The sequence below is a fragment of the Tritonibacter scottomollicae genome (assembly GCF_003003215.1).
Taxonomy (GTDB): Bacteria; Pseudomonadota; Alphaproteobacteria; order Rhodobacterales; family Rhodobacteraceae; genus Epibacterium; species Epibacterium scottomollicae.
In genome coordinates this window covers 124,512-151,417 of record NZ_PVUF01000003.1, presented here as the reverse complement: position 1 = coordinate 151,417, position 26,906 = coordinate 124,512, and the positions used below count along the sequence as shown (strand labels likewise).

Annotated in this window: 26 protein-coding genes and 1 other RNA gene; 17 read left to right on the top strand and 10 right to left on the bottom strand. The window is 63.2% G+C overall.

Annotated features, from left to right (window positions below; translation table 11 throughout):
• Positions 1-22: 22 nt before the first annotated feature.
• The 7 genes from gatC (at position 23) to CLV89_RS06680 (ending at position 4,502) form a co-directional block, all read left to right on the top strand.
• Entirely contained in the window at positions 23-310 is a 288-nt protein-coding gene (gatC, locus tag CLV89_RS06710; RefSeq protein ID WP_106162872.1) for an Asp-tRNA(Asn)/Glu-tRNA(Gln) amidotransferase subunit GatC, read from the top strand.
• A 3-nt stretch (positions 311-313) separates the two neighbouring features.
• Positions 314-1,801: an Asp-tRNA(Asn)/Glu-tRNA(Gln) amidotransferase subunit GatA gene (gatA, locus tag CLV89_RS06705; RefSeq protein WP_106162871.1), complete on the top strand. Its 1,488-nt coding sequence runs from the start codon at positions 314-316 to the stop codon at positions 1,799-1,801.
• Between the two features lie 40 nt (positions 1,802-1,841).
• Positions 1,842-2,603: a hypothetical protein gene (locus CLV89_RS06700; RefSeq protein ID WP_106162870.1), complete on the top strand. Its 762-nt coding sequence runs from the start codon at positions 1,842-1,844 to the stop codon at positions 2,601-2,603.
• Positions 2,604-2,612: 9 nt separating this feature from the next.
• The gene (locus tag CLV89_RS06695) at positions 2,613-3,272 is read left to right on the top strand and encodes an N-acetylmuramoyl-L-alanine amidase (RefSeq protein ID WP_106162869.1); all 660 of its coding nucleotides are present in this window, start codon (positions 2,613-2,615) and stop codon (positions 3,270-3,272) included.
• Between the two features lie 113 nt (positions 3,273-3,385).
• An RNA gene (rnpB, locus tag CLV89_RS06690) (RNase P RNA component class A) lies at positions 3,386-3,816 on the top strand.
• Between the two features lie 158 nt (positions 3,817-3,974).
• The gene (gene rpmG / locus CLV89_RS06685) at positions 3,975-4,142 is read left to right on the top strand and encodes a 50S ribosomal protein L33 (protein ID WP_050927593.1); all 168 of its coding nucleotides are present in this window, start codon (positions 3,975-3,977) and stop codon (positions 4,140-4,142) included.
• Positions 4,143-4,268: 126 nt separating this feature from the next.
• Positions 4,269-4,502: a hypothetical protein gene (locus CLV89_RS06680; RefSeq protein WP_106162868.1), complete on the top strand. Its 234-nt coding sequence runs from the start codon at positions 4,269-4,271 to the stop codon at positions 4,500-4,502.
• An 86-nt stretch (positions 4,503-4,588) separates the two neighbouring features.
• On the opposite strand, the gene CLV89_RS06675 is transcribed toward CLV89_RS06680, so the two are convergent.
• The 3 genes from CLV89_RS06675 to CLV89_RS06665 form a co-directional block, all read right to left on the bottom strand.
• Positions 4,589-5,068: a GNAT family N-acetyltransferase gene (locus tag CLV89_RS06675; protein ID WP_106162867.1), complete on the bottom strand. Its 480-nt coding sequence runs from the start codon at positions 5,066-5,068 to the stop codon at positions 4,589-4,591.
• A 135-nt stretch (positions 5,069-5,203) separates the two neighbouring features.
• Complete coding sequence (locus tag CLV89_RS06670; RefSeq protein WP_106162866.1) at positions 5,204-5,983, bottom strand: Bax inhibitor-1/YccA family protein; 780 nt, start codon at positions 5,981-5,983, stop codon at positions 5,204-5,206.
• Between the two features lie 229 nt (positions 5,984-6,212).
• Positions 6,213-6,425 carry a DUF1127 domain-containing protein gene (locus CLV89_RS06665; RefSeq protein ID WP_243394950.1) on the bottom strand — a complete coding sequence of 71 codons (213 nt, stop codon included), beginning with the start codon at positions 6,423-6,425 and terminating at the stop codon, positions 6,213-6,215.
• Positions 6,426-6,547: 122 nt separating this feature from the next.
• On the opposite strand from CLV89_RS06665, the gene CLV89_RS06660 reads away from it, so the two are divergent.
• Entirely contained in the window at positions 6,548-7,468 is a 921-nt protein-coding gene (locus CLV89_RS06660; protein WP_243394949.1) for a LysR family transcriptional regulator, read from the top strand.
• Here CLV89_RS06660 and CLV89_RS06655 read toward each other — a convergent pair.
• A complete protein-coding gene (locus CLV89_RS06655; protein ID WP_106162865.1) occupies positions 7,437-8,411 on the bottom strand; it encodes an NADPH:quinone oxidoreductase family protein in 975 nt (324 codons plus the stop codon). The two genes, CLV89_RS06660 and CLV89_RS06655, sit on opposite strands and share 32 nt — an antisense overlap.
• Positions 8,412-8,775: 364 nt before the next feature.
• On the opposite strand from CLV89_RS06655, the gene CLV89_RS06650 reads away from it, so the two are divergent.
• From CLV89_RS06650 to CLV89_RS06635, 3 genes are all read left to right on the top strand, one after another.
• On the top strand, positions 8,776-9,147 hold the full coding sequence (locus CLV89_RS06650; protein WP_106162864.1) for a helix-turn-helix domain-containing protein: 372 nt from the start codon (positions 8,776-8,778) through the stop codon (positions 9,145-9,147).
• Positions 9,148-9,442: 295 nt separating this feature from the next.
• Positions 9,443-10,225, top strand: coding sequence for a histidinol-phosphatase (gene hisN / locus CLV89_RS06645; RefSeq protein WP_106162863.1), 783 nt, complete (start codon positions 9,443-9,445; stop codon positions 10,223-10,225).
• A gap of 234 nt (positions 10,226-10,459) precedes the next feature.
• Entirely contained in the window at positions 10,460-11,797 is a 1,338-nt protein-coding gene (locus CLV89_RS06635; RefSeq protein WP_106162861.1) for an 8-oxoguanine deaminase, read from the top strand.
• 20 nt (positions 11,798-11,817) lie between these two features.
• Here the strand turns inward: CLV89_RS06635 and CLV89_RS06630 are convergent, their stop codons facing one another.
• Positions 11,818-12,351, bottom strand: coding sequence for an NADPH-dependent FMN reductase (locus CLV89_RS06630; RefSeq protein WP_243394948.1), 534 nt, complete (start codon positions 12,349-12,351; stop codon positions 11,818-11,820).
• 169 nt (positions 12,352-12,520) lie between these two features.
• On the bottom strand, positions 12,521-13,810 hold the full coding sequence (guaD, locus tag CLV89_RS06625; RefSeq protein ID WP_106162860.1) for a guanine deaminase: 1,290 nt from the start codon (positions 13,808-13,810) through the stop codon (positions 12,521-12,523).
• 137 nt (positions 13,811-13,947) lie between these two features.
• Between guaD and mgtE the strand changes: the two genes are divergently transcribed.
• Both mgtE and CLV89_RS06615 read left to right on the top strand, forming a co-directional pair.
• Positions 13,948-15,336 (top strand): magnesium transporter, encoded by a 1,389-nt coding sequence (gene mgtE / locus CLV89_RS06620; RefSeq protein ID WP_106162859.1) that lies wholly within the window; start codon positions 13,948-13,950, stop codon positions 15,334-15,336.
• 20 nt (positions 15,337-15,356) lie between these two features.
• A complete protein-coding gene (locus CLV89_RS06615; RefSeq protein WP_106162858.1) occupies positions 15,357-15,941 on the top strand; it encodes a 5-formyltetrahydrofolate cyclo-ligase in 585 nt (194 codons plus the stop codon).
• 87 nt (positions 15,942-16,028) lie between these two features.
• Here CLV89_RS06615 and CLV89_RS06610 read toward each other — a convergent pair whose 3' ends face one another.
• Positions 16,029-16,868, bottom strand: a complete 840-nt coding sequence (locus CLV89_RS06610) for a 2OG-Fe(II) oxygenase (protein ID WP_106162857.1) — start codon at positions 16,866-16,868, stop codon at positions 16,029-16,031.
• Positions 16,869-17,175: 307 nt separating this feature from the next.
• Between CLV89_RS06610 and CLV89_RS06605 the strand changes: the two genes are divergently transcribed.
• The 3 genes from CLV89_RS06605 to CLV89_RS06595 all read left to right on the top strand — a co-directional run bounded on the left by CLV89_RS06605 (position 17,176) and on the right by CLV89_RS06595 (position 20,939).
• A complete protein-coding gene (locus CLV89_RS06605; protein WP_106163103.1) occupies positions 17,176-17,988 on the top strand; it encodes a TIGR00282 family metallophosphoesterase in 813 nt (270 codons plus the stop codon).
• A gap of 579 nt (positions 17,989-18,567) precedes the next feature.
• Positions 18,568-20,346, top strand: a complete 1,779-nt coding sequence (locus tag CLV89_RS06600; protein ID WP_106162856.1) for an SLC13 family permease — start codon at positions 18,568-18,570, stop codon at positions 20,344-20,346.
• A 128-nt stretch (positions 20,347-20,474) separates the two neighbouring features.
• Positions 20,475-20,939, top strand: a complete 465-nt coding sequence (locus tag CLV89_RS06595; RefSeq protein ID WP_106163102.1) for an META domain-containing protein — start codon at positions 20,475-20,477, stop codon at positions 20,937-20,939.
• Between the two features lie 68 nt (positions 20,940-21,007).
• On the opposite strand, the gene CLV89_RS06590 is transcribed toward CLV89_RS06595, so the two are convergent.
• Together CLV89_RS06590 and CLV89_RS06585 are read right to left on the bottom strand one after the other, a co-directional pair.
• The gene (locus CLV89_RS06590) at positions 21,008-22,681 is read right to left on the bottom strand and encodes an FAD-binding dehydrogenase (RefSeq protein ID WP_106162855.1); all 1,674 of its coding nucleotides are present in this window, start codon (positions 22,679-22,681) and stop codon (positions 21,008-21,010) included.
• Between the two features lie 316 nt (positions 22,682-22,997).
• Complete coding sequence (locus tag CLV89_RS06585; RefSeq protein WP_106162854.1) at positions 22,998-24,773, bottom strand: SLC13 family permease; 1,776 nt, start codon at positions 24,771-24,773, stop codon at positions 22,998-23,000.
• Positions 24,774-25,186: 413 nt separating this feature from the next.
• Here CLV89_RS06585 and CLV89_RS06580 point away from each other — a divergent pair, with 413 nt between their 5' ends.
• Complete coding sequence (locus CLV89_RS06580; RefSeq protein ID WP_106162853.1) at positions 25,187-25,927, top strand: YebC/PmpR family DNA-binding transcriptional regulator; 741 nt, start codon at positions 25,187-25,189, stop codon at positions 25,925-25,927.
• A gap of 79 nt (positions 25,928-26,006) precedes the next feature.
• On the opposite strand, the gene CLV89_RS06575 is transcribed toward CLV89_RS06580, so the two are convergent.
• Positions 26,007-26,807 carry a COG3904 family protein gene (locus CLV89_RS06575; protein ID WP_243394947.1) on the bottom strand — a complete coding sequence of 267 codons (801 nt, stop codon included), beginning with the start codon at positions 26,805-26,807 and terminating at the stop codon, positions 26,007-26,009.
• Positions 26,808-26,906 lie beyond the last annotated feature (99 nt).

Here is a 26,906-nt window from a genome sequence, read left to right as displayed (position 1 = left end):
CAACACGAGATGAGGGTTATTGATGTCGATTGACCAAAGCACAGCCGCGAAGGTGGCCAAACTGGCCCGGATCAAGGTCGAGGAGGACGCTCTGCCCGCGCTGGCAGAGGAGTTCAACACGATCCTCGGATTCATCGAGCAACTGAACGAAGTGGATGTCGAAGGCGTCGAGCCGATGACCTCGGTCACCCCGCAGCGCCTCGCGCGCCGCGTCGACGAGGTCACCGACGGCAACCAGCAGGACAAGGTGCTGGCCAATGCCCCCGATGCCCGCGAAGGCTTTTTCGCCGTGCCCAAGGTTGTGGAGTAAGACATGTCTGACCTGAACAAACTGGGCCTTGCAGAGGCCCGCGATCTGCTGCGCAAGGGCGAGACCACCTCGGTCGAGCTGACTGAGAGCTGCCTCAAGGCCATCGACGCCGCAAATGCCCTCAACGCTTTTGTGCACAAGACGCCTGAGATCGCACTGGAACGCGCCAAGGCGGCGGATGCGCGCATCAAGGAGGGCGACGCGCCCGCCATGTGCGGCCTGCCGATCGGCATCAAGGATCTGTTCTGCACCAAGGGCGTGGACAGCCAGGCGGCTTCGAACATCCTCAAGGGCTTCAAGCCGGAGTATGAATCCACCGTCTCGCAAAAGCTGCAGGACGCCGGATCGGTGATGCTCGGCAAGCTGAACATGGATGAATTTGCCATGGGGTCGTCGAACGAGACCTCCGCCTATGGCAATGCGATCAGCCCCTGGCGGCGCGGCGCGGATGAGACCGCGATCACCCCCGGCGGCTCCTCCGGTGGCTCCGCCTCTGCGGTGGCGGCTGACCTGTGCCTTGCGGCGACCGGCACCGACACGGGCGGGTCGATCCGCCAGCCTGCGGCTTTCACCGGCACCGTGGGCATCAAACCCACCTACGGGCGCTGCTCGCGCTGGGGCATTGTTGCCTTTGCCTCCTCGCTGGATCAGGCTGGTCCGATGACCAAATCGGTGCGCGACGCGGCGATCATGCTGGAGGCCATGTGTGGTCATGACGCGAAGGATTCGACCTCCGCAGACCTCGCGGTGCCGAACTTCGAGGCAATGCTGACCGGCGACATCAAGGGCAAGAAGATCGGCATCCCGCGCGAATATCGCATGGACGGCATGCCTTCCGAAATCGCCAAACTCTGGGATGATGGCACAGAGATGCTGAAGGCGGCCGGTGCGGAGATTGTCGACATCTCCCTGCCGCACACGAAATACGCGCTGCCGGCTTACTACGTGATTGCCCCGGCAGAGGCGTCGTCGAACCTGGCGCGCTACGACGGGGTTCGCTTCGGCCACCGTGCCAGCCTCGACGCCGGCGACGGCATCACCGAGATGTATGAGAAGACCCGCGCCGAGGGCTTTGGCTCCGAAGTGCAGCGCCGCGTCATGGTCGGCACCTATGTGCTGTCGGCAGGCTTCTACGATGCCTATTACAACCGCGCCCGCAAGGTCCGTACCCTGATCAAGAAGGACTTCGAGGATGTCTTTGCCGCCGGTGTCGACGCGATCCTGACCCCGGCGACCCCCTCCGCGGCCTTTGGCCTGGGCGAGATGAACGACGCCGATCCGGTCAAGATGTACCTGAATGATGTCTTCACCGTCACCGTGAACCTCGCCGGCCTGCCCGGCATCTCGGTGCCGACCGGGCTGGATGCACAGGGACTGCCGTTGGGTCTGCAGCTCATCGGCAAGCCGTGGGACGAGGGCGATCTGCTGAACACTGCCTATGCGCTGGAGCAATCGGCGGGCTTTGTGGCCAAACCGGCGCAGTGGTGGTAAGACAAACGGCAAAGCAAAACTGAGCAGACAGGTGAGACCTATGCGAGTTCTGGGAACCATGGTGGCGGTGAGCGTGATTGCGCTCGCAGCCTGCAGCCCGCAAGTGCCCGACAGCGCCGCAGGGATCGGGGATGACACGAGCCCCTTCAATGCGCCGCCCGAGGTCGAGCCGGGGCAGACACTGAACGGCGACCCGCTGGTATCTCCCACGCGCCTGTCTGACGAGAACGCCTCCAACACCGCCAACTGGCAAGATCCACGCCCCTCTGGCGCTGCCTCTGCGGGCAATGACGACATTGCCCGCGAAGCTGCCGCTGCGATCAGCGCATCCGGACAGAATTCGGGCCAGGCACCGCTTGAGGCCAGCCCGTCCAACCCGGCGCCTGCACTTGTTGGTAATCCGACGATTTCGGATGAAAACAACTTTGAAGCGGTGGCTTCCCGGCAGACCATCGAAAGCGATGCGGAGCGGCTTGCCCGGCAGCGCGCGCAATATGAAGTTGTCACGCCTACAGCGGTGCCGGACCGTCCACAGGACCTGTCGCCGAACATCGTGCGCTATGCGCTGTCGACCTCGAACCCCCGGGGGCAGCGCATCTACAGCCGCACTGGTCTTAATCTGCAAGCCCGGTCCCAGCGTCATTGCGCCGAATACGCTTCGCCAGATCTGGCGCAAACAGCCTTCCTTGAGCTGGGAGGGCCGAAACGGGACCGCAAGGCATTGGATCCCGATGGCGACGGCTATGCCTGCGGCTGGGATCCGGCCCCCTATCGTGCCGCCGTACGCGCTCAGAGCCAGTAAGGGCCCTGCTTGACCGGCTGTGCGCCCCTCTGGCACCCGAGCCCCAACTTCGGGCCGCGGCGCAACGGTCTGCGTCCGCAGCTGATCGTGTTGCACTACACCGCGATGGCCAGCGCAGAGGCGGCATTGAGCCGACTGTGTGATCCCGCGCATGAGGTCTCGGCGCATTATCTGATAGGCAGTGATGGGACCCTTTGGCAGATGGTGCGTGAAGATATGCGCGCTTGGCATGCGGGGGCTGGCGAGTGGATGGGGCACACCGACATCAATTCGCGCTCGATCGGGATCGAGCTGGACAATCGCGGCGATCACCCGTTCCCAGACCCGCAGATGCGGCGCCTAGAGGCGCTGCTGCCGCGCATCATGACGCGGTGGAGTATCGCGCCAGAGGGGGTGATTGGTCACTCCGACATGGCGCCTGGTCGCAAATGTGATCCGGGGCCGCGCTTCGACTGGCAGCGGCTTGCGACCCTCGGATTTGCGCGGCCCGCCCGCCGGTCAAATGCCGCCACAGCCGCCACGCCGCAGAGTTTTCGCAAGGCCGCGCGGGCCTGCGGGTTCACCGCCGAGGTTGACGATGCCACGCTTCTTGAAGCCGTTCGTCTGCGCTATCGGCCCTGGGGGGAGGGGCCACTGTGCCCCGACGATCTGCCTCCACTCCTGGATTGATTTCATCTTTTCACAAATACCTTGGGGTGAATGCGCATCCGCGCAGAGGGGCAACGCCCCTCACCTCCGTGCCACCTTGACGCACCGCCCACGCAGGCGTAGGCAGACCGCGCGCAGAGAGCCGGATGGCCGCGTTGGGGTGCAAGCCCCCGCGAGGAAAGTCCGGACTCCCTGAAACGACGGTGCCGGGTAACGCCCGGGCAGGGCAACCTGACGGAAAGCGCCACAGAAATGAAACCGCCTCGCCAAACCGGAGGTTCGCCGAAGGGGACGTTGCGGGGTAAGGATGAAACGGTGGGGTAAGAGCCCACCGCGCCGCTGGCAACAGGGGTGGCACGGCAAGCCCCACCGGGAGCAATGCCAAATAGGGCCTCCGCGCGGGCCGGTCGGGGCAACCCGATACCGCCGCTAGGGATGTTTCACCCGAGAGAGGCCGGGTTGGCAGCTACAGGCGTCCGGCAACGGGCGTCGCAGAAGAATGGTCATCGAACCTTGTCCTTCGGGGCAGGGGGAACAAGATCCGGCTTACAGGCTCTCTGCGCAAATCATAGTGGTCGGCCCGCAAGGACCGCCATTTCAACGGGCAGCACATTTATCCCGGCGAATCCTATTGACACTCGCCACGACAAGGGTAAAACCGCACGCTCATATAGGAATTAGACCCGAGAGGCCCCCTGCCTTTTCGGACGCAGGAGAAGCACAATGGCGAAGCCGACCACCATCAAAATCCGCCTGAACTCGACCGCGGGCACGGGCCACTTCTACGTGACCAAGAAGAACGCACGCACCATGACCGAAAAAATGTCCGTACGTAAGTACGACCCGGTCGCGCGCAAGCACGTCGAGTACAAAGAAGGCAAAATCAAGTAAGGCTTTCGGGATCAGAAAAGATCTTTTGATTTGAAAAGGGTCACGCATATCGCGTGGCCCTTTTTTCTGTGGAACCTGTAAAAAGGGCCACGCCGCGCGTGCTCAGCTCTGTCGTAGTTTTCTAAAATGCGCGACGAGCTGCCATTTGACGCCGCCGCGCTCACACATTCCAACCACATTCTCCCTGCAGAAGAAGACTTCTCAGTGGCGTGTGTGTTGATCGGGGTGTTTGATATGAAAAAAGTATTGGGACTATCGGCGCTCATTCTTTTGCTTCCTGCGGTGGCCGTGGTGAAAGAGAGGGACGACACCGCCGAGGTGATGGGGCCGCCCTCACAGATCGTCGTAGAGCTGCTCTGAGGGCATACCCTAGCTCTCTGGCCTCTTCTCCACACCGGCAAGCCAGGGGACGTGGCGGGACGGCCCGCGCATGTCACGCATCGCTATCAGCCCTCCAGGCGCCATTCCGCAACGGTTGTGACCGGTTTCAGCCCCATGCTCTGAATCAACCCGGCTGACGCGGTGTTGAACGGCGCATAGGTCACGCCGATCACCGTTGCCCCATCGGCGAGCGCGCGGCGTTTCATCTCCGCCATCAGGGCCTTGCCGACACCGATGCGACGGAACGGTTTTGCGACGGCGATGTGGTGCACCATGGCGCGTCGTTCTGCGGCGCGGACGGGCAGCGCGGTGCGATCCTCAACCTCGTAGATCAGATAGCCCATCACCGCGTTCTGCGGGCTGAGCGCCACCAGAGCGACGGTCTGCGGCTGCGACAGCCACTCCTGCAGCCAGAGCGTCAGCGCATCGGGTGCGGGGTCCGCGGGATAGCGGGCGGGCTGATGCGCGACATGCAGCGCGTGCAAGTCTTGCAGGAGCGGGACAAGGCGCGGGGCCTCATGTGGATCAAGTGGTGAAATCCTCATGTGAGAATCCTCATTTCTGATGTCGGTTCAAATGGCTGTCGCAAAATGGGTTTGGCGAACAAAAGGGATAGGCGAACAAAAAAGGGGCGGATCTGAAAGATCCGCCCCGGCTGTCATATGGTATGGGAGAGTGCGTTATTCGCGGTTCCCAAACAGCTGGAGCAAGAACATGAACATGTTGATGAAGTCCAGATAAAGGCTCAGAGCGCCCATGATCGCGGACTTGGCCAGCCACTCCTGGTCACCGGCATGTACCATCTGCAGATAGTCGTTCTTGATGCGCTGAGTGTCATAAGCGGTCAGACCGGCAAAGATCAGAACGCCAAGCACGGAGATCGCAAACGCCATGGCCGAGGAGGCCAGGAAAATGTTCACGACGGATGCAACGATCAGGCCGATCACACCCATGATCAGGAAGGAGCCCATGCCGGAGAGGTCTTTCTTGGTGGTGTAGCCCACCAGAGACAGACCCGCGAAGGCGACGGAGGTGATCAGGAAGACCTGAGCGATGCTCTCGCCGGTGAAGACCACGAAGATCGAGGAGATCGACAGGCCCATCAGCGCGGCAAATGCGTAGAACACCAGCTGCACGCCGGACGCGGGCAGGCGTTTCGCTGCGGCACCGAAGCCGAAGAAAATAAACGCCAGCGGCGCGAACATGATCACCCACTTGAGCGGCGAAGCGTAGATCGCGTAGCCAAAGTTGGTCAGGTAGTTGTCACCGCTCAGCTGAGCGACCGCGTTGGCCGGATCAGACGTGACCGCAAGGCCCGCGATCGCCCAAGCGGCGAGGAACGTGATGAGCGTGCCCACGGACATCGTGCTGTAGACTTTGTTCATGTGGGCGCGAAGCCCTGCGTCGATCTCGGCGGTACGTGCGCCGGCAGCAGACCGAATGCTGTCAAACTGTGCCATATGTCATGGTCTCCGTCTAGAATTCTCCCTCAGAGCACATCCGCGACGCGGACCTGCCTGTTGTGCCAAATATTGGCCTTTGGGCCCTCATGTTCAAGGGGTTCCGGACTGCAAACCAACGAAAAGCGACGCGACAAAGACATGTTTTTTAGCGGAACCGGCGCAGCAGATGATGGCGGGCCGGTTCCGATGGTTTTTCGGCAATATCAGAGAGATCACTGTGGCGACCTCAACCCTGCCAGTGGTGAGGCGCATCCCAAGGCTTTCGACGGGCTTCGGCGTCAACTTCTGCCCGGCTGAGGCCGATGTCCTTCAGCTGGGTGTCGGACAGTGACGCCAGGGCGCGGCGCTGCCGACGAAGCGCAACGACAGCGTGAAGGCGCGCAAGCAGTGAGGGGCGGCTGCGGGGGAGTGGCGTGCTTTGGGATATGCTGCAGGTCATGATGGGCTCCATAGTATCGTTTGTGATGAGTGAGCTTTCTTGCATCACTTCTGTTGATATATAGAGGCGAATAGGTGTATTCTCAAAACGAATGATTTTGAAGTAACCCATCAAGAGGTGTGATGATGCGAAATCTGGACATAACCACGCTGCGCTCGTTTGTGGCCGTCGCCGACACGGGCGGCGTGACGCGCGCCGCCTCCTTTTTGCATCTGACGCAATCGGCGGTGTCCATGCAGCTCAAGCGGCTGGAAGAGATGCTGGGCGAGGAGTTGCTGGATCGCAGCGGGCGCAGTATCGGCCTGACCGCGGCCGGAGAGCAGCTCTTGGGGTTCGCGCGCAAGATGCTCAGCCTCAATGACGAGATCATTTCCCGCCTGACGGACCAGGCGTTCGAGGGCGAGGTGACACTGGGGGTGCCGCATGACGTGGTGCATCCGGTGATCCCGATGGTCTTGCAACGCTTTAACGCACAGTTTCCGCGGGTGAAGGTGAACCTTTGCACCTCTCACACCCGGGGCCTGAGGACGGATTTTGACCTCGGGCGGTTCGACCTGATCGTCACGACCGAAAGCGTGGCCGGGGCCGGTGGTGAGACCATCCACCAGATGCCGCTGCGCTGGATCGGGGCCCTCAATGGGCAGACCTGGCGTCAGCGCCCGTTGCGCATTGGGTTTTGCCGCAACTGCATCTTCCGCGGGCTGGCCACTGCGGCGCTCGACGATGCGGGCATCCGTTGGGAAATGGCCGTCGACAGCGAGTCGGATCGCACGGTGGAGGCCACCATCAGCGCGGATCTGGCGGTGGGCGTGCTGCTGGAAGGCACCCAGCCCGCGCATCAGCAAGCGATCGACCACGGCGGCGCCCTGCCATCGCTGCCGGGGCAGCACATCAACCTCTATGGGGCAGAGCGGGCGCGTGCCCAATACGTTGAGCACCTGGCCGGGTTGATCCGGCAGGGGTTTGCCGGGCTGTCCCAACCCGGCCTACGCATGGTCGGCACCGAGGTGGTCAGCCCGACGTCTCAGGTCGGGGTTGCATGATCACCTTGCCCGTGGCTTTGCGGCTGCGGATCAACTCCAGTCCCTGTGCGGTCTCGCTCAGGGGCAGGCGGTGGCTGATGTGCGGGGTGATCCGCCCCTCGGCCAGCCAGCGCATCAGCTTGTCAAAGGTTTCGCGCCCCAGCTCCGGGCGCAGGCTCACCAACCCGCCGAGGTAGAAGCCGATCACGGTGAGGTTCTTGACGAGCAGGTGATTGGCCGGGATCTGCGGCACCTCGCCACCGGCAAAGCCGATCGGCAGCAGCCGCCCGCCTGGATTGGTGGCCCGGAACGCCGCCTTCCAGGTCTCGCCTCCGACGGCATCATAGACCACATCGGCGCCACCCAGCGCCTTCACGCGCAGGCGCAGATCCTCGGATGCGTCGATAAGGTGATCTGCGCCTGCAGCTTTTGCCACTGCGAGCTTCTCCGCGCCGCGCGCCTGCGCGATGACTGTCGCCCCCAGATGTTTCCCGATCTCGACTGCCGTCAACCCGACGCCTCCAGCGGCGCCAGTCACCAGCAGCGTCTCGCCCTTCTGCAGCCGGGCCTGTTGTTCCAGCGCCAGCAGGCTGGTGCCATAGGCGATCAAGGATGCCGCCGCCGCGTCGTAGCCCACCGACGCGGGCAAGGGGACCGCCCGCGCCGCATCGAAGACGCCGAACTCGGCCAGCCCACCCTGGCCCCCAAAAACTGCGACCCGATCTCCGATTTGGAATTCCGAAATGTCATCGCCCACTGCAGTAACCCGCCCTGCGCATTCCAGGCCCGGCGTGAAGGGCAGGGGCGGTGTATCCTGATAGCGCCCCTCAACCATCAGAAGATCGGCGAAGTTGAGCGCGCATGCATGGATTTTCAAACCGATCTGACCGGGGCCAGGAGCGGGGGTGTCAATTTCCATCAGATTTCCGCAGGACCCCTGTTTTCCTATACGAAAGGATAGCATAGATGTTTTACTCCCTGATTCTTGCGCTAGCGATTCGGCATTGATGCAAGCGCATATACAACGATTTACAGCCTCGCTATTTATGGCGGGTGGCTGGAAACCGTATTTGCGGTATTAACCATTCTAAATTTTGATGCATAAAATCATATATTTGCTTGGCCCGGCCCGTTGTGCGCGTGTTGCTTTACTTGAATTCAACCACGAAGAGCGTACACTTTCCACATAACTGAACCTCTGACTCTAACCAAAAGATACCGATGACGGTTTGTGCGCCATCGGCCTGCGGGTCCGGAAATAGAATTGTGGGCCTTGTGAAGGCTGCACCGCCAGCATTCTGGGCTACCGTAACTGGGAGATACTTTAAATGGCACATCCCGTCGACACTCACGTTGGCAAACGCATTCGACATCGCCGCTGGCTGATTGGAATGACGCAGCAGCAATTGGCTGAAAAAGTTGGAATTAAATTTCAACAGATCCAGAAGTACGAAACCGGCGCGAACCGCGTCAGCGCGTCGCGGCTCTGGGACATTTCTGATGCGCTCGGCGTGAACGTCAGTTTCTTTTTCGAAGGGCTGCAGGATGAGGACAAGGCCGTCGCTGAAAAGGCGCGTGTGCCTGCGGACCTCATGGGCGACAAGGAAGCGCTTGATCTGGTGCGGTCCTACTATGCCATTCCGGAAAACCAGCGCCGCCGTCTTTTTGAACTGGCGCGTGTTCTGAGCGACGTCGCCTGACAAAAACTAGATATGTTGGACGTGTCTGTTCCGAACATATCCGCTTTACACATCCGCATACCCGAGGAGGCCGCAATTGCGGCCTCCTTTTCGTTGGGATGTATCCATCGTTTCATCACAGCGATGTGTTTTCATCGCTTTGCAGCATCGCTCTGTGCCTTCCGTTGGGCGGATTGGCGGAATTGCATTCGTTTTTTCTGCAATGGGTTTGCTTCGGGCTTTTCTCTTGAAAGCATCCGCGCGCCATGGCACCCGCAGGACACCGCTATCTTTTGATTTGACCGGGACCCTTGCCATGACGATGTCTGACCTCGACGTTGCGCGACAGCTTGCCGATGCGGCGCGCGCTGTCATTCTGCCGCATTTCCGCAATGCTAATACGACCGCTGACAACAAGCTGCATGACGGCTTCGACCCTGTCACCATTGCAGACCGCGCCGCAGAGGAGGCGATGCGCTCTGTCTTGGCCGACCTGCGCCCGGAGGATGGCATCCTCGGCGAGGAATTTGCCCCGAAATCGGGAACAAGCGGGCGTACCTGGGTGCTGGACCCGATCGACGGCACCCGCGGTTTCATCAGCGGCACGCCGACATGGGGGGTGTTGATCGCCCTGTCGGATGGGGATGGCCCGATGCTGGGCATTGTCGATCAGCCCTACATTGGTGAGCGTTTCGAAGGCAGTCGTGACCACGCCCAAGTCGTTGGCCCGCATGGCACGCGACCGCTGGTCACGCGCCGCACAGACAGTCTTGCGGATGCGATCTTGTTCACCACCTTTCCCGAGGTTGGCACCGAGGCCGACCGCGACGGGTTTGAGCGGGTGGCACGTGAGGTCAAGCTGACCCGCTATGGCATGGATTGCTATGCCTATGCGCTGCTGGCGGCCGGCACGGTGGATCTGGTGATCGAGGCCGGGCTCAACGCCTATGACATTCAGGCCCCCATCGCGGTGATCGAGGCGGCAGGGGGGATCGTCACCAATTGGGAAGGCGACCCCGTGCACAACGGCGGTCGCGCGCTTGCGGCGGCCAACCCGCAGATTCACGCCGCCGCTCTGGCTTTGCTCAAGGCGGGCTGACTCGAACAGCATCAGACAAAGCGCGCCGCGATCCTGTTCCGGTCCAGTGCCCATGATGCGGCCATGTCAGGGTTGATTTTCAGGATTTCGGCAAAACGCTTATGCGGGTTGCCGAACTTGCCCCATCGCGGCAGCGGTTGTACCAATAGGGGCGCGCCGAGTCCTTTGCCCCTGTTCTGTCGGCGCATCATCACCTCCACACACCGAAACGGGCGATAGATGGAGCGTGAAATCATGTCTGCTTTTTTGATCAAGAACGTTGAAACCCTGCTCACCATGGATGACGCACGGCGGGTGCTGAAATCCGTCGATATCCGGGTTCGCGACGGGGTGATTGCCGAAATCGGCACCGGGCTTCAAGGCGAGGAACCTGTGGTGGAGGCCCGCGGCACGGTGGTCACCCCGGGGCTCGTCAACACCCATCACCACCTCTACCAGAACCTGACCCGCGCGGTGCCGGGTGGGCAGGATGCGCTGCTGTTCGGTTGGCTCCAGACGCTCTACCCGATCTGGGCGCGCATGGGGCCGGCGCATCTGCAGGTCTCCACCCAGCTGGGGCTGGCAGAGCTGGCACTCTCGGGCTGCAGCCTGACCTCGGATCACCTCTACCTCTTTCCCAACGGTGGACGGTTGGACGATACCATCCATGCCGCCGCCGAGGTGGGGCTGCGCTTTCACCCGACCCGCGGCGCCATGAGCATCGGGGAAAGCGATGGCGGCCTGCCGCCCGACAGCCTGGTGGAGCGCGAAGCGGATATTCTCGACGACATGACCCGGGTGGTGGATGCCTTTCACGATGCGGGCGAAGGCTCCATGTGCCGGGTTGGCCTCGCGCCCTGTTCGCCGTTCTCGGTCAGCCGCGAGCTGATGCGCGACACCGCGGTTCTGGCCCGCGACAAGGGGGTGATGCTGCACACCCATCTGGCGGAGAATGACGAGGATGTCGCCTATAGCAAGGCGCAGTTCGGCTGCCGCCCGGGTCAATACGCCGAGGATCTGGGCTGGACCGGCGAGGACGTCTGGCACGCCCATTGCGTGAAACTCGACGGGCAGGAGATTGATCTCTTTGCCAGAACCCGTACCGGCGTGGCCCATTGCCCCTGCTCGAACTGTCGCCTCGGCAGCGGCATCGCGCCGGTGCGTCAGATGCGTGATGCCGGCGTCAAGGTCGGCCTCGGGGTCGACGGTTCCGCCAGCAACGACATCGCAAACATGTGGGAAGAGACCCGTCAGGCCATGCTCCTGCAGCGGGTCGCCAATGGCGCCGATGCGATGTCCGCCTATGAGGCGCTGGAGATGGCCACCCGCGGTGGCGCCGACGTGCTGGGGCGGGTGGATTGTGGCCGCATCGCGGTTGGCAAACGCGCCGATCTGGCGATCTGGGATGTCTCCGGTCTGGCCTCCAGCGGCAGCTGGGATCCAGCGGCGCTGGTGCTGGCCGGGCCACGCCAGGTGCGCGACCTGTTCGTCGAGGGGCGTCAGGTGGTCCGGGGCGGCGCCGTCACCACGCTGGACCTGCCGGGGGTGATCCGCCGCCATGGCGAGATGACCCGCGCGCTGGCCAACGGATAGGCCAACGGCGGCTAGCCGTCTCAGGCGGATGTGCAGCGGCTGCGAAACAACTCCAGATACTCCGCGACCGCCGCGCGCATCTCATCTGCCCGCATCTGCGTTGCGATCTCTTCCGGGCTGCGCTTCAGCAGGTCCAGACGCAGAAACGGCTCTGCCATGAAACCGCTGCTCACCGTTGACAGCACTCGGCGCAATTGCGCCAGCATCTCATCGCCCCGATGCGAGCCATGCATCAGGGCGATGGGTTTGGCGATGATCTCCTCGCGCGACACCAGCCAATCGATGGCGTTCTTCAGCCCGCCGGGCAGGGCGTGCACATATTCCGGACTGGCGAGGATCAGCCCGTCCGCCTCGGCGATCAGATCGGCAAACGCCTGCACCGGGGCGGGCAGCGGCGCGGCCTCCAGATCCGGAGAGAACACCGGCAAGCCCGGGAGCCCTGCAAAGACGGAGGTCTCGAAAGGGGGCGGCGCAACCTCTGCCACCGCCCGCAACAGCGCGGTATTGCTGGAGGCTTGCCGGGCGCTGCCGGAAATCGCCAGGAGTTTCATCATCTTGCTCTTTCTGCGTCGCTTGGGGGCGCTCTCAAAGGGGCAAACCCCGGATGCCTATGTCTTTTGAGCGCAGATATCCCGGGGGTGAGGCCCGTCAGGGCCGAGGGGGCAGCGCCCCCTGCAGGCTCGGGCCCCTTGGGGCCTGAGCCACCGGACATCCACGCCGCACTCACACCACCTTGCGACCGGCAATCCGCACCTCTGATATGGCGCGGTCATCGCCCATCATCACGGTGGCAAACAGCGCCTCCCAGAGGTCATCTGCCCGCGCCACCCGCTGCGCGATGGCCGGGGTCGAGGCCAGGTCGAGCACCACGAGATCCGCCTCCATGTCGACCGCGAGGTTGCCGACCTTGTCCTGCAGCCGCAGCGCGTGGGCCGAGCCTTGGGTGGCCAGCCACAGCAATTGCGCCGCATGCAGGGGCGTGCCGCGCAGCTGCGCCACCTCATAGGCGGCAGCCATGGTGCGCAGCATCGAGAAACTCGACCCGCCGCCGGTATCGGTGGCCAGCCCGATCCGCTGTCCCTCCGCCATCAGGCCGTGCAGATCAAACAGGCCTGAGCCGATGAAGGTGTTGGAGGTCGGGCAATGCACCAGGCTTGCACCGCTTTCGCGCAGCCGGTCGCGCTCGCGCGGCTGCAGGTGGATGGCATGGCCAAACACCGCCCCTTCGCCCAACAGGCCAAAGCCCTCGTAGGTGTCGAGATAATCGCGCGCCTGCGGGAACAGCCCGCGCACCCATTCGATCTCGTCCAGCTGCTCGCTCAGATGGGTCTGCATCAGGCAGCTCGGGTGCGCCGCCCAGAGCGCGCCAAGCGCCTCCAGCTGTTCCGGCGTCGAGGTGGGCGAGAATCGTGGCGTGATCGCATAAGTCAGCCGGTCGACCCCGTGCCAGCGCGCGATCAGCGCGGCACTCTCGTCATGGGCCGTTTGGGGCGTGTCGCGCAGGCCCTCGGGCGCGTTGCGATCCATGCAGGTCTTGCCCGCCACCACGCGCTGGCCGCGTGTCTGAGCGGCGGCAAAAAGCGCCTCGACGCTTTCGGGGTGGATGGTGCAGTAACTGGCGAACGTGGTGGTGCCACAGGCGGTGGTCAGGTCCAGATAGCGCGCCGCGATCTCTGCCGCATAGCCCGCATCGCCAAACCGCATCTCCTCGGGAAAGGTATAGGTGTTCAGCCAGTCGATCAGCCGCTTGCCCCAGCTGGCGATAATCGCGGTCTGCGGATAATGCACATGCGCATCGACAAACCCGGGCAGGATCACCTTGTCCCCATGGTCCAGCAACTGCGCCCCCGGCAGCGCCTTCACCAGCGCCGCCCTGGTGCCAAGCGCCACGATTCGACCGCCGCGCAGGGCAATGGCCTCATGCTCCTGCACCGCGGCCTCCGGTCCGGCCTCGGAAAAGGGAGAGGCCACAAAGGACAGCACCCGGCCCAGAAGAATGAGATCTTGTTCCATCGACGCATCACACCTGTTGTAAAATCATGCAGACACAGGATAGGCCTCCCACAGCCGAGGGTAAATCGCTGACGGACCGTTGCGTTCTCCCGGCACCTTCCTTTAGGCAGATGGTTCAGAAAACCGGAGGGCTGCGGATGACCACAGGCGAGGACACCCCCGACGTCGAAGCCACGGGCGAGGACGCCTACGAGCTGGACCGCAAACGGGTCGCGCAGATCCTCTTTGCGCTCGATCGGGATGAGCGCGAAACGCTCGTCGAGCTGATGGAGCCGCTTCACCCGGCCGACATCGCCGACCTTCTGGAACAGATCAATGCCTTTGATCGGGGGCGGTTGATCCGCCTATACGACAAGGAATTCGACGGCGACATCCTGTCGGAACTGGACGAGTCGATCCGCGAAGAGGTCATCGCCGCGCTGACACCACAGGTGCTGGCGGATGCGGTGCGCGACCTCGACAGCGATGATGTGGTCGACCTGCTCGAGGACCTCGAGGAGCCGCAGCAGGAAGCCATCCTTGACGCGCTGGAAGACAGCGACCGGGTCGCGGTGGAACAATCGCTGGCCTACCCGGAGAACTCCGCCGGCCGTCTGATGCAGCGCGAGGTGGTCACCGCCCCCGAACACTGGAGCGTCGGTCAGGTCATCGACCACATGCGCGAGGCCGAGGAGCTGCCGGAACAGTTCTACCACGTGGTGATCGTCGACCCGCGCATGCACCCCGTAGGGCAGGTGACGCTGGGTCGGTTGATGAGCTCGCGCCGGACCCTGCCGTTGCTGGAGATCATGGAGGAGACCTTTCAGGTCATCCCCGCAGATCAGGACGAGGAAGACGTCGCCTATGCCTTCAATCAGTATCACCTGATCTCCGCCCCGGTGGTGGATGGCGACGGGCGACTGGTCGGCGCCATCACCATCGACGACGCCATGGTGGTGCTGGACGAGGAACACGAAGAAGACATCCTGCGCCTTGCCGGTGTCGGCGACGGCAGCCTGTCGGACAAGGTGTCGGAAACCACCAAGCAGCGCTTTCCCTGGCTGGCGGTGAACCTGGTGACGGCGATCTTCGCCTCGCTGGTGATCGCCCAGTTCGAGGCCACCATCGCGCAGTTTGTGGCGCTGGCGGTGCTGATGCCGATCGTCGCCTCCATGGGCGGCAACGCAGGCACCCAGTCGCTGACGGTGGCGGTGCGCTCACTTGCCACCCGCGACCTGACCGGCGCCAACGTCTGGCGGGTGATCCGGCGCGAGGTGCTGGTGGGGCTGATCAACGGCGTCATCTTTGCCATCGTCATGGGCATCATCGGCGTGATCTGGTTCGGCACGCCCATGTTGGGCGTCGTCATCGGTGCCGCAATGGTGATCAACCTTGTCGTGGCGGGGCTCGCAGGCACGGTGATCCCGGTTATTCTGGATCGTATCGGCGTCGATCCGGCGCTGGCCTCCGGCGCCTTTGTGACCACGGTGACGGATGTGGTTGGCTTCTTTGCCTTCCTCGGTCTTGCCGGAGCGATATTGCTGTAACAGGTCGGCAGGAGCAGGACATGAGCGAGACGGATCAGGACGCCAGCGCATTGGCAGCGATCAAGGCGGCGGCGCGCAAGGCGGCCTTCGTGCGCCGCAAGGGCGCGTTTGAGGCGCAGCATCCAGGCGCGGCAGGCCATCTGGCCGAGGTGCTGGCCGGCTATCGCGGCGTGCCGCTGGCCGGTTACATGGCGATCCGCACCGAGATCGACCCGCTCGCGGTGATGGCCGAAGCCGCCGCCCATGGCCCCGTAGGCGTGCCGGTCATTCAAGGCGCGGGTTTGGCCTTGGAGTTCAGCCTCTGGCACCCCGACGGCGCGCTGCGGGACGGACCCTTTGGTGCCAAGGTGCCGGAGGTGGACGATTATTTCGACCCGGAAATCCTGATCGTGCCGCTGGTGGCCTTTGATGCTGCGGGCAACCGTCTGGGCTATGGCGGCGGCTTTTACGACCGCACGCTGGAACGGCTGCGCAGCCGTCGTGCCACGCTGGCCATCGGTTTTGCCTTTGACGCGCAGGAGGCCGAGCAGCTGCCGTTGGAGCCCACCGATCAGCCGCTCGACATGATCGTGACCGAAAGCCGGATCCTGGATTTCAAACGCTAGGAACGGCCCGCACGGACCCGAACGGGCCGCCAACCAGTGCATTTAGGTTCGGCGCCGTCAGCGGTCCGTGTCGGCAGTCCTGAGAGATCAGAACCCCAGCTTTTCCAGCCGCCACGCCAGTTTGCGGTGGATCACTGGCGGCAGCAGATCTTGCAGCAGCTCGCGCCGTGCCACCTGCCGGTCGCGCTGGTCCTTGCTGCCGGGGCGGGGCTTGAACAGGGTGGTGTGGCTCTTGCGGGTGCTGTCCCAGGTCGCGGTATAGTAATACAGCGCGATCGACATGCGCGGTTCGCCATCGGGGTGGTTCACCGGCTCCGGGTTGCCGTGCCAGCTGTCGGAGGAGGTGGAGAACATGCACATCCGGTTGAACTCAGGCACGTAACTGCCGAGCTTGTTGGACATATTCTCATCCCAGACCTCGAAGGAGCCGCCATACTCCGCGCGCCAGTCCTTGTTGAGATAGATCAGCATATTGACCCGTCGTTCGAGGTTCAGCCCGGCGTGGTGGTTGAAATCCGCATGGATGTCCAGATGGCCGCCATTGGCCACCACATGCACGCCGCCACCGGCGAAATAGGGATCGGGGATCAGCCCCTTGATGCCGGTCAGCTCTTCCACAAACGCCAGCACGGGACGCGAATTCAGCGCGTAGAACAGCTGTCGGGTGTACATCGGCAGGCGCTCCGGTACATAGGAGGTCTTCAGCCGTTCCTGCGGGCGGTCATAGCTGTTCTCCGCCTCCGGCAGCTGCTTGAGCTCCTCGCGCACGCGCTCCAGGATCTCCGGGTCGAGAAAACCGTCGTAGCCACCGTAGTTGAAGGGGCCGCGCGACTGATACTCCGGCGCCAGCGCAGTGGCCGCAGATCGGGCATCCTTGGTGGACATCAAAAGCGTGTCGGGGTCGAGGCTCAGAATCGGTGTGGACATGATAAAACTCTCGCAAACGGCGGATGCAAAGGGGCGGCAGGCGGATCTGCTCTTGCTAAGGCTCGTCGCCTCGGCTCCATCTCGCAACCAATTTATCTAAAAACTGTAATTTTTGCAGGGTGAACCGGATAAAGCTCGCGGCAATCTCCTATGGCATGCAGGATTGTTTGCCCCATCGCAACAGTTTCCATGCAAGGGCGCGCGCCTCGAGGGGCAGGACTGTTCCACCGGTTGAGAGCCGTGGTGCAACATCACAGCGGCAGCTTTGGCTCTTGTGGCGCATCGCGACAGCGCCTATTCGGGGACTATGCGAATTCTGTTTCTTGGCGATGTCATGGGCCGCGCGGGACGTGCGGCGATTTCCGAAAACCTGCCGCGTCTGCGCGACGACTGGCGGCTCGATTTTGTCGTGGTGAATGGCGAGAACGCCTCCAACGGCATGGGGCTGTCGGGCGAACACGCCAAGCTGCTGTTTGATGCGGGGGCCGATTGCGTGACGCTGGGCGACCATGCCTTCGATCAGAAGGACATGCTGCAGTATATCGAACAGGACAGTCGGATCGTGCGGCCCTTGAACTTTGCCAAGGGGGCACCGGGGCGTGGGCACCGGCTGTTCACGGCGCGCGGCGGCCAGAAGGTTCTGGTGCTGCAGGCGCTGGGGCAGGTGTTCATGAAACGCGCTTTTGACGATCCCTTTGGCGCTGTGGAAGGCGTACTGAAATCGCACCCGCGCGGGGGCTTGGCACAGGCGATCATCGTCGACATGCATTGCGAGGCCACCTCGGAGAAGATGGCCATGGGGCATTTTTGCAATGGCAAGGCCTCGCTGGTGGTGGGGACCCACACCCATGTGCCGACCGGCGATGCGCAGATCCTCGAGGGCGGCACCGCCTATCTGAGTGACGCGGGCATGTGTGGCGACTACAATTCGGTGATCGGCATGGACAAGGCGGAACCGATGCGTCGCTTCCTGACCGGCATGCCCAAGGGGCGGTTTACACCGGCCTCGGGCGAGGCGACCTTGTCCGGCGTCTATGTGGAAACCGATGATCGCACCGGGGCTGCCAAACGCATCGAAATGGTGCGCCAGGGCGGTTTGCTGCAACAGGCGGCGCCCTGAGGCAGAGGGATCTGTTTCGCCTCTCCTGAGACGATGACTGCCCGATCTTTTCAACGCAAGAGTTCGCCATTGGAAAGGGTGTGCCCTGCGCATTTCGTTCGCGTTGCTGAATATTGCCTAGTCACTGTCGCGCCTGTTTTCAGTCCGGGTCACGCAGCGCCCTAAGCGGGGCGCGAAATGAGTATTGGCGGGGTCGGGGGCACCCTGCGGGCCGGGGGGGGCTCCCGCCCGTCGTCATGTTTTTTGACAAAAACCCTCCTCCCGTTGGGCCGGGCACCGCACGCTTGCGTGCGGTGCCCGGCCCAACCGAGACCGTTTCTCTGGCGCAGGCCAGAGCAGCGTGTCTTGGGCGGGAGCATCCCCGCCAGTCGGTCTGGGGCAGCAGGTCGCGAAACCTTTGCCGGCGCTCGGCGACCAGCAGCGCGTGTCGCATCCGCGACGTCTGCGTCGATCATACTGCGTTTACTGCATTTTTGCTGCGACAATCGCTTGCTGTGCGACGCGGGATCGGTGAAACTGACCGCCAGCCGACACGCCCGTGCGGAGTGCGGCGGGATAACCCTGGCATAGTGGATCTACATGTTTCTCTTTCAATCGGGTGACACATCGAGCGCCATTCTTGCGCTGTTGATCGTTCTTGCGATGTTCGTGGCGTTCTTGCGCGAGTCCTATCCGACCGAGGTGGTCGCCATCTGTGGCGTGTCTGTCATGCTTGTCACCGGCGTGCTGCCGTATAGCGAAGCACTGCCGGTCCTTGCCAACCCGGCGCCCTGGACCATCGCCGCGATGTTCGTGATCATGGGGGCGATGGTGCGCACGGGTGCGTTGAATGCCTTTACGGCCGTGGCGCGCAAGAAGGCCGAGGTCAGCCCGAGACTTGCCGTCGCCCTGCTGATGGGGTTCGTGGTGATCGCCTCTGCCTTTGTGTCCAACACACCGGTTGTTGTCGTGATGATTCCGGTGTTCATCCAGATCTCGCGCACGCTCAATGTGTCGGCCTCCAAGATGCTGATCCCATTGTCCTATGCTGCTGTGCTTGGCGGGACGCTGACGCTGATCGGGACCTCGACCAACCTGCTGGTGGATGGTGTCGCGCGCGCGCAGGGGCTGGAGCCGTTCTCGATCTTCGAAGTGACCCCGCTGGGGATCGTGGTTGTGATCTGGGGCATGCTCTACCTGCGCTTCATCGCCCCACATCTGCTGCCGGAGCGCGACAATCTGGCGATGATGCTGTCGGATCGCTCCAAGATGAAATTCTTCACCGAGGCGGTGATCCCCCCGGACAGCAACCTGATCGGGCGCGAAGTGACCGGCGTTCAGCTGTTCAAACGCCCCGGTGTACGTTTGATCGACGTGATCCGTGGCGATGACTCGCTGCGCCGCAACCTCGAAGGCGTGCAGTTGCAGGTGGGGGACCGGGTGGTCCTGCGCACCAAGATGACCGAACTGCTCAGCCTGCAAAGCAACAAGGAGCTGAAGCGCGTCGATCAGGTCTCCGCAGTGGAGACCAAGACCGTCGAAGTCTTGATCACGCCCGGCTGTCGTCTGGTTGGCCGCAGCCTTGGCGCGATGCGTTTGCGGCGGCGCTACGGCGTCTATGTGCTGGCGGTGCACCGGCGCAATCAGAACATCGGCGTGCAGCTGGATGATCTTGTCGTGCGCGTCGGCGACACGCTGCTGCTGGAGGGGGCCCCTGGCGACATTCAGCGGCTCGCGGCGGAAACCGACATGGCTGACGTGTCGCAGCCCACGCAACGTGCCTATCGCCGCAGTCATGCGCCGGTCGCTGTGGCCGCGATGGTCGGCATTGTGATTGGCGCGGCCTTCGGGCTTGCGCCGATCTTCATGCTGTCGATCCTTGCTGTGGCGTTGGTGCTGGTCACCCGTTGCATCGATGCGGACGAGGCCTTCTCGTTTATCGACGGGCGCTTGTTGGCCTTGATCTTCTCCATGCTGGCCATCGGTGCGGCACTGGAAAGCTCTGGCGCGGTGCAGCTGATCGTGACTGCGATCGGGCCCTCGCTTGCAGACCTGCCGCCATTCTTCCTTGTCTGGGCGGTCTATCTTCTGACGTCCGTGCTGACCGAGCTGGTCTCCAATAACGCGGTCGCCGTTGTTGTCACGCCGATCGCGGTGGGGTTGGCGCAGTCTATGGGACTCGATCCCCGCCCGCTGGTGATCGCGGTGATGATCGCGGCGTCAGCTGCCTTCGCGACACCGATCGGCTATCAAACCAACATGCTGGTCTATGGGCCCGGCGGCTACAAGTTCTCGGACTTCCTGCGCGTTGGCATCCCGTTGAACCTGTCCATGGGGCTGCTGGCCTCGGCGGTGATCCCGCTATTGTGGCCGCTCTGACGGGGATCAATTGGCAGCAACTGCGCGTCTTTCCGCGCATCTCTGCGTTTCGCCCAACGGCGCCTCTTGTGGTGGCCTTATTGCAGTCCCACATTTGATAAGTGAATTAGAAATTGGGAATGGGACCCATGCAAACAACCCGACGCGCATTTATCGCAGCAATTATGATTTCGGCGTCCGCCATTGTCATCGGGGTACAGACACGTGCCACCGAAGTGGGGCACTCCGCGCTCACCGAGACGGACTGGACATTGAGCCAGATCGAGGGCGCCGAACCGCTGGAGGGACGTGGTCTCGATCTCAGCTTTGCCGAGGATGGACAGTTCGGAACCAGCGCTGGCTGCAACCGGTTCATGGGTGAGGCGGAGATCGACGGCGAGGCGATCACCTTCCCGGACAAGATCGCGGGCACCATGATGGCCTGTCCGGAAGGGCTGGCGGAGCAGGAGGAAACAGTGCTGGCGCTGCTGGCCCGTGTGACCTCCTACCAGATCGAGCCGACGGCGCTGATCCTGCTGGATGAGGAGGGCACCGAGCTGCTGCGCTACAGCCGCGACGCCGAGGAAGAGAGCTTGCTGGAGACCAGCGGCTGAACCATCCGGACTGTGCGCCTATCGAGAGCATGCTTGGCCTGTCAGTGATGCTGCCCGGATACGGTGGCTCAGGCGATCTTGTCCGAGCGTCCCGCCTGTCGGCCTGAAAACAGGCACCCGCCCAGAAAAGTGCCTTCCAGTGCGTTGTAGCCATGATAGCCGCCGCCACCAAAGCCGGCGGCTTCTCCCACCGCAAACAGGCCGGGCAGGGGCTGGCCATCTGCGCCGACCATCTGACTGTCGAGATTGGTTTGCAGCCCGCCCAGCGTTTTGCGCGTCAGGATGTTGAGCCGCACGGCGATCAGCGGCCCGTTGGCGCGGTCCAGAATGCGATGCGGCTTGGCGGTCCGGATAAGCCTGTCGCCGCGATAGTTGCGCGCCGCATGTATCGCCTGGATCTGCCGGTCCTTGGCAAAGGGATTGTCGACCTGCGCATCCCGCGCCTCGATCTGGGCCCGCATATGGGCTTCGTCCACCGCAACATCGCCAATATCGTTCATGCCGCGGATCAGTTCCGACAGCGTGTCGGCGACCACAAAATCGGCGCCGTGTTTCTTGAAGGCCTCCACCGGCCCTGGTGCCTGTCCGCGCGACAGCAGACGGGCGCGCAGCACCTCGCCCCATTTGCCGGAGGTCAGGTCCGGGTTCTGTTCAGAACCGGACAGGGCGAATTCCTTCTCGATGATCTTCTGACTGAGGATGAACCAGCTGTAGTCCTGTCCGGTGGCGAGGATCGCCTTCAGGGTGCCCAGCGTGTCGAACCCCGGCAGCGCCGGGTCGGGCAGGCGGCTGCCATGAGCGTCGAACCACAGCGACGAGGGGCCGGGCAGGATGCGGATGCCGTGGTTGGGCCAGATCGGGTCCCAGTTCCGAAGGCCCTCGCAGTAATGCCACATGCGGTCGTTGTTGATGATATGGCCACCCGCGGTCTGCGCCACCTTCAGCATGCGCCCGTCGACGTGGAAGGGCACGCCAGAGACCATGCGGTTTGGCGCGGGGCCGAGACGCTCCACCGGCCAGTTGGCGCGCACCATCTCCAGATTGCCGCCGATACCACCCGAAGCCACGATCAGCGAAGGGGCATAGACCTCGAACTCACCGACCTCCTGGCGGCTGGTCTGAGCGCCGATCGGGCTGGCGTCCTTGGCGAGGATTTCTCCCGACACTCCCGTGATGAGGCCGCTCTGCTGGATGACGTGGCTGACCTGATGGCGAAAGCGTGCCTCAATGCGCCCAGCCGCGATATGCGCCTCGACCCGTTGGGCGAAGGGCGCAACCACGCCCGGCCCGGTGCCCCAGGTGACGTGAAACCGCGGCACCGAATTGCCATGCCCCTCGGCGCGGCCATCGCCGCGCTCGGCCCAGCCGACGACCGGAAACCAGCGCAGGCCCAGACAATGCAGCCACTGGCGCATGTCGCCTGCGGCAAACTCTAGATAGGCCTTGGCCCATTGGCGCGGAAAGTGATCCTCGTCGCGGTCGAATTGCGCGCTGCCGGCCCAGTCACGCCGTGCCAGATCGAGGCTGTCGCGAATGCCCATGCGGCGCTGTTCCGGCGTGTCGACCATGAATAGCCCGCCAAGGCTCCAATGCGCCTGCCCACCTAGGAAATGCGGCGGTTCCTGCTCCAGCAGGATCACCCGCTTTCCGCGGTCGGCCAGCTCGTTTGCCGCGACCAGCCCGGCCAGCCCGGCGCCAATCACGATGACATCGGCGCTGTTGTCTCTCTGCGCGGCGGCCATGGCGTTCCTCCCCGGTTCGCGGTGCTCTTCTGTCTGAGCCTAGGCGCAAGGGGCCGCGCCGCGCAATCCTTGCGTGTGGCGCTGCCGTGAGGGCAGGTGCCGCGGCGCGGTAGTGCCGTGCCTCTCGTCCGTGCGACATGAAAGGTCAGCGCCACAGAGGTGTTGCGCCGCACCCTGTGCGTCGCGAGGGGGCGGGGGCCGCGCCTTCGGCGCGGCCCCCGCCCGGCCCAACGCTTTTGATGGTGGCTCTGCCGCAGGAAAAAGGGGCGGGAGCCCCCCCGCAGTCTTCAGCTGTGCGGCTGCGTCAACGAGCGATCTAAAGCGGCCAGAACAGCAGGATCGCGGGGATCGAGACGGTGATCACCAGGATCTCCAGCGGCAGCCCCATGCGCCAGTAATCGCCAAACCGATAGCCGCCAGGGCCCAGAACCAGCGTGTTGTTCTTGTGCCCGATCGGAGTGAGGAAGGCCGCCGAGGCCGCCACCGCCACCGCCATCAGGAATGGATCGGGCGAGACATCCAGCGCATTGGCCATCGAAATCCCAACCGGCGCCGCCACGATCGCCGTGGCGGTGTTGTTCAGCACATCCGAGAGGGTCATGGTCACCACCATCAGCACCGTCAGGATCGCCCAGGCAGGCAGCCCCTGGGTCAGATCGACCAGCGCCGTGGCAAGCAGCTCTGTGCCGCCAGATTTCTCCAGCGCCTGCCCCAGCGGGATCATCGAGCCCAGCAACACAATCACCGGCCATTCCACATGATCGTAGATCTCCGCCACCGGCAGGATCTTCAGCAGCACATAGCTGATCGCCACCAACCCCAAGGCGATCGGGAGATACACTAACCCGAAAGAGGCCGCCGTCACCGCCGCCGCGAAGAGACCGATCGCCCACCAGGTCTTGTCATTGGCCGTCACCGACAGGCCTCGTGCGGCCAGCGGCAAGCAGCCCAGCCAGTCGGCCACTTCTGTGCCGCGATCACGCGGGCAGAGGATCAGCAGGATATCACCGGGAGCGACTTCGGTCTGACGCAGGTGCTTTTTCAGCCGCTGTCCCTGACGCGCGATGCCCAGCAGCACCGCGCTCTGCCGCCATGCCAGCCCCACCGCCTGCGCACTGCGCCCGGCAATGCGGGAATGTTCGGGCACCACCACCTCGATCAGCTCCAGCCCGTCGCCCGCGGCCTTCAGCTTCTCCTCGCGCGCAGCATCGGAGAAGTCGAGCTTCAGGGTCGAGCGGAATTCGTCCAGCGCCTCCGGCGTGGCCTCCAGCACGATGGTGTCTCCGGCCTGCAGGATCGCCCCCGCCGAGCGACCATACCGCCGCTGGCCGCTCCGCATGAGCCCGAGAATGGCCACATCGGCCTTCTCTGCCTCCGGGTCCAGACCGCCCAGCCGCTGGCCGATCAGCTCAGACTCTTCCGGCACCGTCAGCTCCGCCACGTAAGGAGAAAGCTGGCTCTCCGTGGCGCCTGCCGCGCCCGAGCGGTCCGGGATCAGCCGCCAGCCCACAAGGGCGACAAAGGCCAGACCGGCCGCGGCAGCTGCAAGGCCCACGGGGGCGAAATCGAACATCTTGAACGGTTCGCCCAGCGTGTCATGGCGGATACTGGCGATGATGATGTTGGGGGGCGTGCCGATCAGCGTCGCCATGCCGCCGAGGATGGTGGCAAAGGACAGGGGCATCAGGCTCTGGCCCGGCGCGCGCCCCGCCTTGCGCGCGGTCTGGATGTCCACCGGCATCAGCAGCGCCAGGGCCGCCACATTGTTCATGAAGGCCGACAGCACCGCGCCGACGCTGCCCATCATGACAATATGTGCCCCCAGCGAACGGCTCTGATCCACCAGGGTGCGGGTGATCAGATGCACCGCCCCGGATTTCACCAACCCCGCAGAGACAATCAGCACCAGCGCCACCACCAATGTGGCCGGATGACCAAAGCCTGCGAAGGCGTCCTTGGTTTCCACCAGCCCCAGCACCACGGCCACCATCAGCGCGCCAAAGGCCACCAGATCATAGCGGAATTTTCCCCAGAGGAGCAGGCCGAATACGGCGGCAAAGAGGCTGAAAAGCAGGGTTTGGTCCAATGTCATCGTTGGCTCCGGGGTTTTTAGTAGGCATCACCTCAGCACCTTCGGCAATGCTCTGGTATTACAGCAGTGAACAATCAGTCGAGGAAAATCAATTGGCTACGTGGGGTTCATGTTCTAGGGGCGTACTCGTGGACCGGATGGGGCGCTATGTTTATGCGCTCATTGATCCACGCAAGAACGAGATATTCTACATCGGTTTCGGCATAGGAAACCGGATCTTCGCCTGCGTCGCGTGAAACAGGTTCTTGAGGAGGTGCGCTCCGCAAGAAATGCAGAATGCCATACACACCCTGAACTGGATGTGACGCGTTCGAACTGTCCTCGTGGCAAAGAAAAACAGCCCCGGCTTGAATGCCTGCACGCTCCGGGGCTATATGAGCGCCAGTTTCTGAAATCAAAACATAGGATGCACCATGGCAGGCCATTCCAAATGGGCGAACATCCAGCACCGTAAAGGTCGCCAGGATGCTGCGCGATCCAAGCTGTTCTCCAAACTCTCCAAGGAAATCACCGTCGCCGCCAAAATGGGCGACCCGGATCCGGAAAAGAACCCGCGCCTGCGTCTGGCCGTCAAGGAGGCAAAGTCGAACTCCGTGCCCAAGGACGTGATCGACCGCGCCATCAAGAAGGCCACCGGCGGCGACGCGGAGACCTATGACGAGATCCGCTATGAGGGCTATGGCCCCAGCGGCGTTGCGGTGATCGTGGAGACGATGACCGACAACAAGAACCGCACCGCCTCCACCGTGCGCTCGACCTTCTCCAAGAACGGCGGCAATCTCGGCGAGACCGGCTCTGTCGGCTTCATGTTCGAACGCAAGGGCGAGGTCGCCTATCCCGCCGAAGTTGGCGATGCGGACACGGTGATGATGGCGGCGATCGAGGCCGGCGCCGAGGATGTGGAAAGCTCCGAGGACGGTCACATCGTCTATTGCGCGGACACCGATCTGAACGACGTGTCCAACGCGCTGGAGGCCGAGCTGGGCGAGAGCGACAGCACCAAGCTGATCTGGAAGCCCACCACCACCACCGAGCTGGACCTGGAAGGCATGCAAAAGCTGATGCGGCTGGTGGATGCGCTGGAAGATGACGACGACGTGCAGCGGGTCACCACCAACTTCGAGGCCTCCGACGAGGTGATGGCGCAGCTCTGAGCGGCCCCTGACAAAGTAACCCGAGAACGGCCTCGCCCATCTGGCGGGGCCGTTTGTCGTTTGGGGCATTTGGGATCGTCTAGTCGCGGAGCCAGCCAGCGGCTCTGAGCACGCTCAGGTCCGGGAACCACATGTCCTGTGCCGGGGTGTCATACATGCGCGCGACAAACATCGGGGCGATCCCATGAGACAGGAAAAAGGCGCGATCCTTGTTCTGTGCCGCCTCGATATCATAACCGGGCAGATGCACCACCGTCGCAAACCCGTAGCCATGAAATCCAAGCCGCGCATCTGGGGCGAGGCTGCGGCGCTGTCCAGCTGCGAACAACAATGTGCAGGCCGAGGTGCAGTCCCCCTCCACGTAAGTGTCGAGCCCTGCCGCAGAGATCACCTGAGCCGTGCCACGGGCCTCGAAGACATGGCCGCCGGGGCTGGTCAATGACATGCGGCGCAGGTTCGGATGTGCCACAAGAAGGCCCGTGAGCCGTGCTTTCAGCCCATAGGTGATTTCGCCCTCAAACCGCAGTTCGGTGCCGTCTGAAGCGACCTCCAGCACATAAAGCTGCTCTCGCTCGCGTCGCATCTGCTGGTCGAATGTTTCTGCCACGGGCGGGCGCGTTGCGATCAGAACCAGATCCCACCACAGCGTTGCCGAGGCGAGCAGAGCCAGAAAACAGGCGAAATACCCGCCCCAGCTTGCCACCATTGCGCCGGTGTCGCGGATATGGGCGTCGGCGCTGTGATGGTAGCGTATGATCTGCCATATCAGCACGAGCGCATCACTGGCGATCAGCGCAGAGGCCAGCGTCAGCGGCATGTCAGCCAGATGGGTCAAACCCCAAAGCATCGCGATCACCAGCGCACGCGGCATCGCCAGCATGAGCCAGAAGGTCCACCCGAACGACCGGGGCGATGAAAGAAGGGCGCGCCGCATCCAACCAGCCTAGCACTGTCCGGCGCGCGCTCGCTAGCGGCAGGT

What these genes read in the sequence shown, in the direction of transcription:
- CLV89_RS06675 (WP_106162867.1), bottom strand. Translation starts at nt 5,068, where the DNA reads ATGAGGATTTCACCACTTGATCCACATGAGGCCCCGCGCCTTGTCCCG.
- rpmG (WP_050927593.1), top strand. Translation starts at nt 3,975, where the DNA reads ATGGCGAAGCCGACCACCATCAAAATCCGCCTGAACTCGACCGCGGGC.
- CLV89_RS06655 (WP_106162865.1), bottom strand. Translation starts at nt 8,411, where the DNA reads ATGCTATCCTTTCGTATAGGAAAACAGGGGTCCTGCGGAAATCTGATG.
- CLV89_RS06585 (WP_106162854.1), bottom strand. Translation starts at nt 24,773, where the DNA reads ATGACATTGGACCAAACCCTGCTTTTCAGCCTCTTTGCCGCCGTATTC.
- CLV89_RS06680 (WP_106162868.1), top strand. Translation starts at nt 4,269, where the DNA reads ATGCGCGACGAGCTGCCATTTGACGCCGCCGCGCTCACACATTCCAAC.
- CLV89_RS06580 (WP_106162853.1), top strand. Translation starts at nt 25,187, where the DNA reads ATGGCAGGCCATTCCAAATGGGCGAACATCCAGCACCGTAAAGGTCGC.
- CLV89_RS06615 (WP_106162858.1), top strand. Translation starts at nt 15,357, where the DNA reads ATGAGCGAGACGGATCAGGACGCCAGCGCATTGGCAGCGATCAAGGCG.
- gatA (WP_106162871.1), top strand. Translation starts at nt 314, where the DNA reads ATGTCTGACCTGAACAAACTGGGCCTTGCAGAGGCCCGCGATCTGCTG.
- CLV89_RS06605 (WP_106163103.1), top strand. Translation starts at nt 17,176, where the DNA reads ATGCGAATTCTGTTTCTTGGCGATGTCATGGGCCGCGCGGGACGTGCG.
- CLV89_RS06700 (WP_106162870.1), top strand. Translation starts at nt 1,842, where the DNA reads ATGCGAGTTCTGGGAACCATGGTGGCGGTGAGCGTGATTGCGCTCGCA.
- hisN (WP_106162863.1), top strand. Translation starts at nt 9,443, where the DNA reads ATGACGATGTCTGACCTCGACGTTGCGCGACAGCTTGCCGATGCGGCG.
- CLV89_RS06650 (WP_106162864.1), top strand. Translation starts at nt 8,776, where the DNA reads ATGGCACATCCCGTCGACACTCACGTTGGCAAACGCATTCGACATCGC.
- CLV89_RS06600 (WP_106162856.1), top strand. Translation starts at nt 18,568, where the DNA reads ATGTTTCTCTTTCAATCGGGTGACACATCGAGCGCCATTCTTGCGCTG.
- CLV89_RS06575 (WP_243394947.1), bottom strand. Translation starts at nt 26,807, where the DNA reads ATGCTGGCGATGCCGCGTGCGCTGGTGATCGCGATGCTTTGGGGTTTG.
- CLV89_RS06660 (WP_243394949.1), top strand. Translation starts at nt 6,548, where the DNA reads ATGATGCGAAATCTGGACATAACCACGCTGCGCTCGTTTGTGGCCGTC.
- CLV89_RS06665 (WP_243394950.1), bottom strand. Translation starts at nt 6,425, where the DNA reads ATGACCTGCAGCATATCCCAAAGCACGCCACTCCCCCGCAGCCGCCCC.
- CLV89_RS06630 (WP_243394948.1), bottom strand. Translation starts at nt 12,351, where the DNA reads ATGATGAAACTCCTGGCGATTTCCGGCAGCGCCCGGCAAGCCTCCAGC.
- CLV89_RS06670 (WP_106162866.1), bottom strand. Translation starts at nt 5,983, where the DNA reads ATGGCACAGTTTGACAGCATTCGGTCTGCTGCCGGCGCACGTACCGCC.
- CLV89_RS06595 (WP_106163102.1), top strand. Translation starts at nt 20,475, where the DNA reads ATGCAAACAACCCGACGCGCATTTATCGCAGCAATTATGATTTCGGCG.
- CLV89_RS06610 (WP_106162857.1), bottom strand. Translation starts at nt 16,868, where the DNA reads ATGTCCACACCGATTCTGAGCCTCGACCCCGACACGCTTTTGATGTCC.
- CLV89_RS06635 (WP_106162861.1), top strand. Translation starts at nt 10,460, where the DNA reads ATGTCTGCTTTTTTGATCAAGAACGTTGAAACCCTGCTCACCATGGAT.
- CLV89_RS06590 (WP_106162855.1), bottom strand. Translation starts at nt 22,681, where the DNA reads ATGGCCGCCGCGCAGAGAGACAACAGCGCCGATGTCATCGTGATTGGC.
- mgtE (WP_106162859.1), top strand. Translation starts at nt 13,948, where the DNA reads ATGACCACAGGCGAGGACACCCCCGACGTCGAAGCCACGGGCGAGGAC.
- guaD (WP_106162860.1), bottom strand. Translation starts at nt 13,810, where the DNA reads ATGGAACAAGATCTCATTCTTCTGGGCCGGGTGCTGTCCTTTGTGGCC.
- gatC (WP_106162872.1), top strand. Translation starts at nt 23, where the DNA reads ATGTCGATTGACCAAAGCACAGCCGCGAAGGTGGCCAAACTGGCCCGG.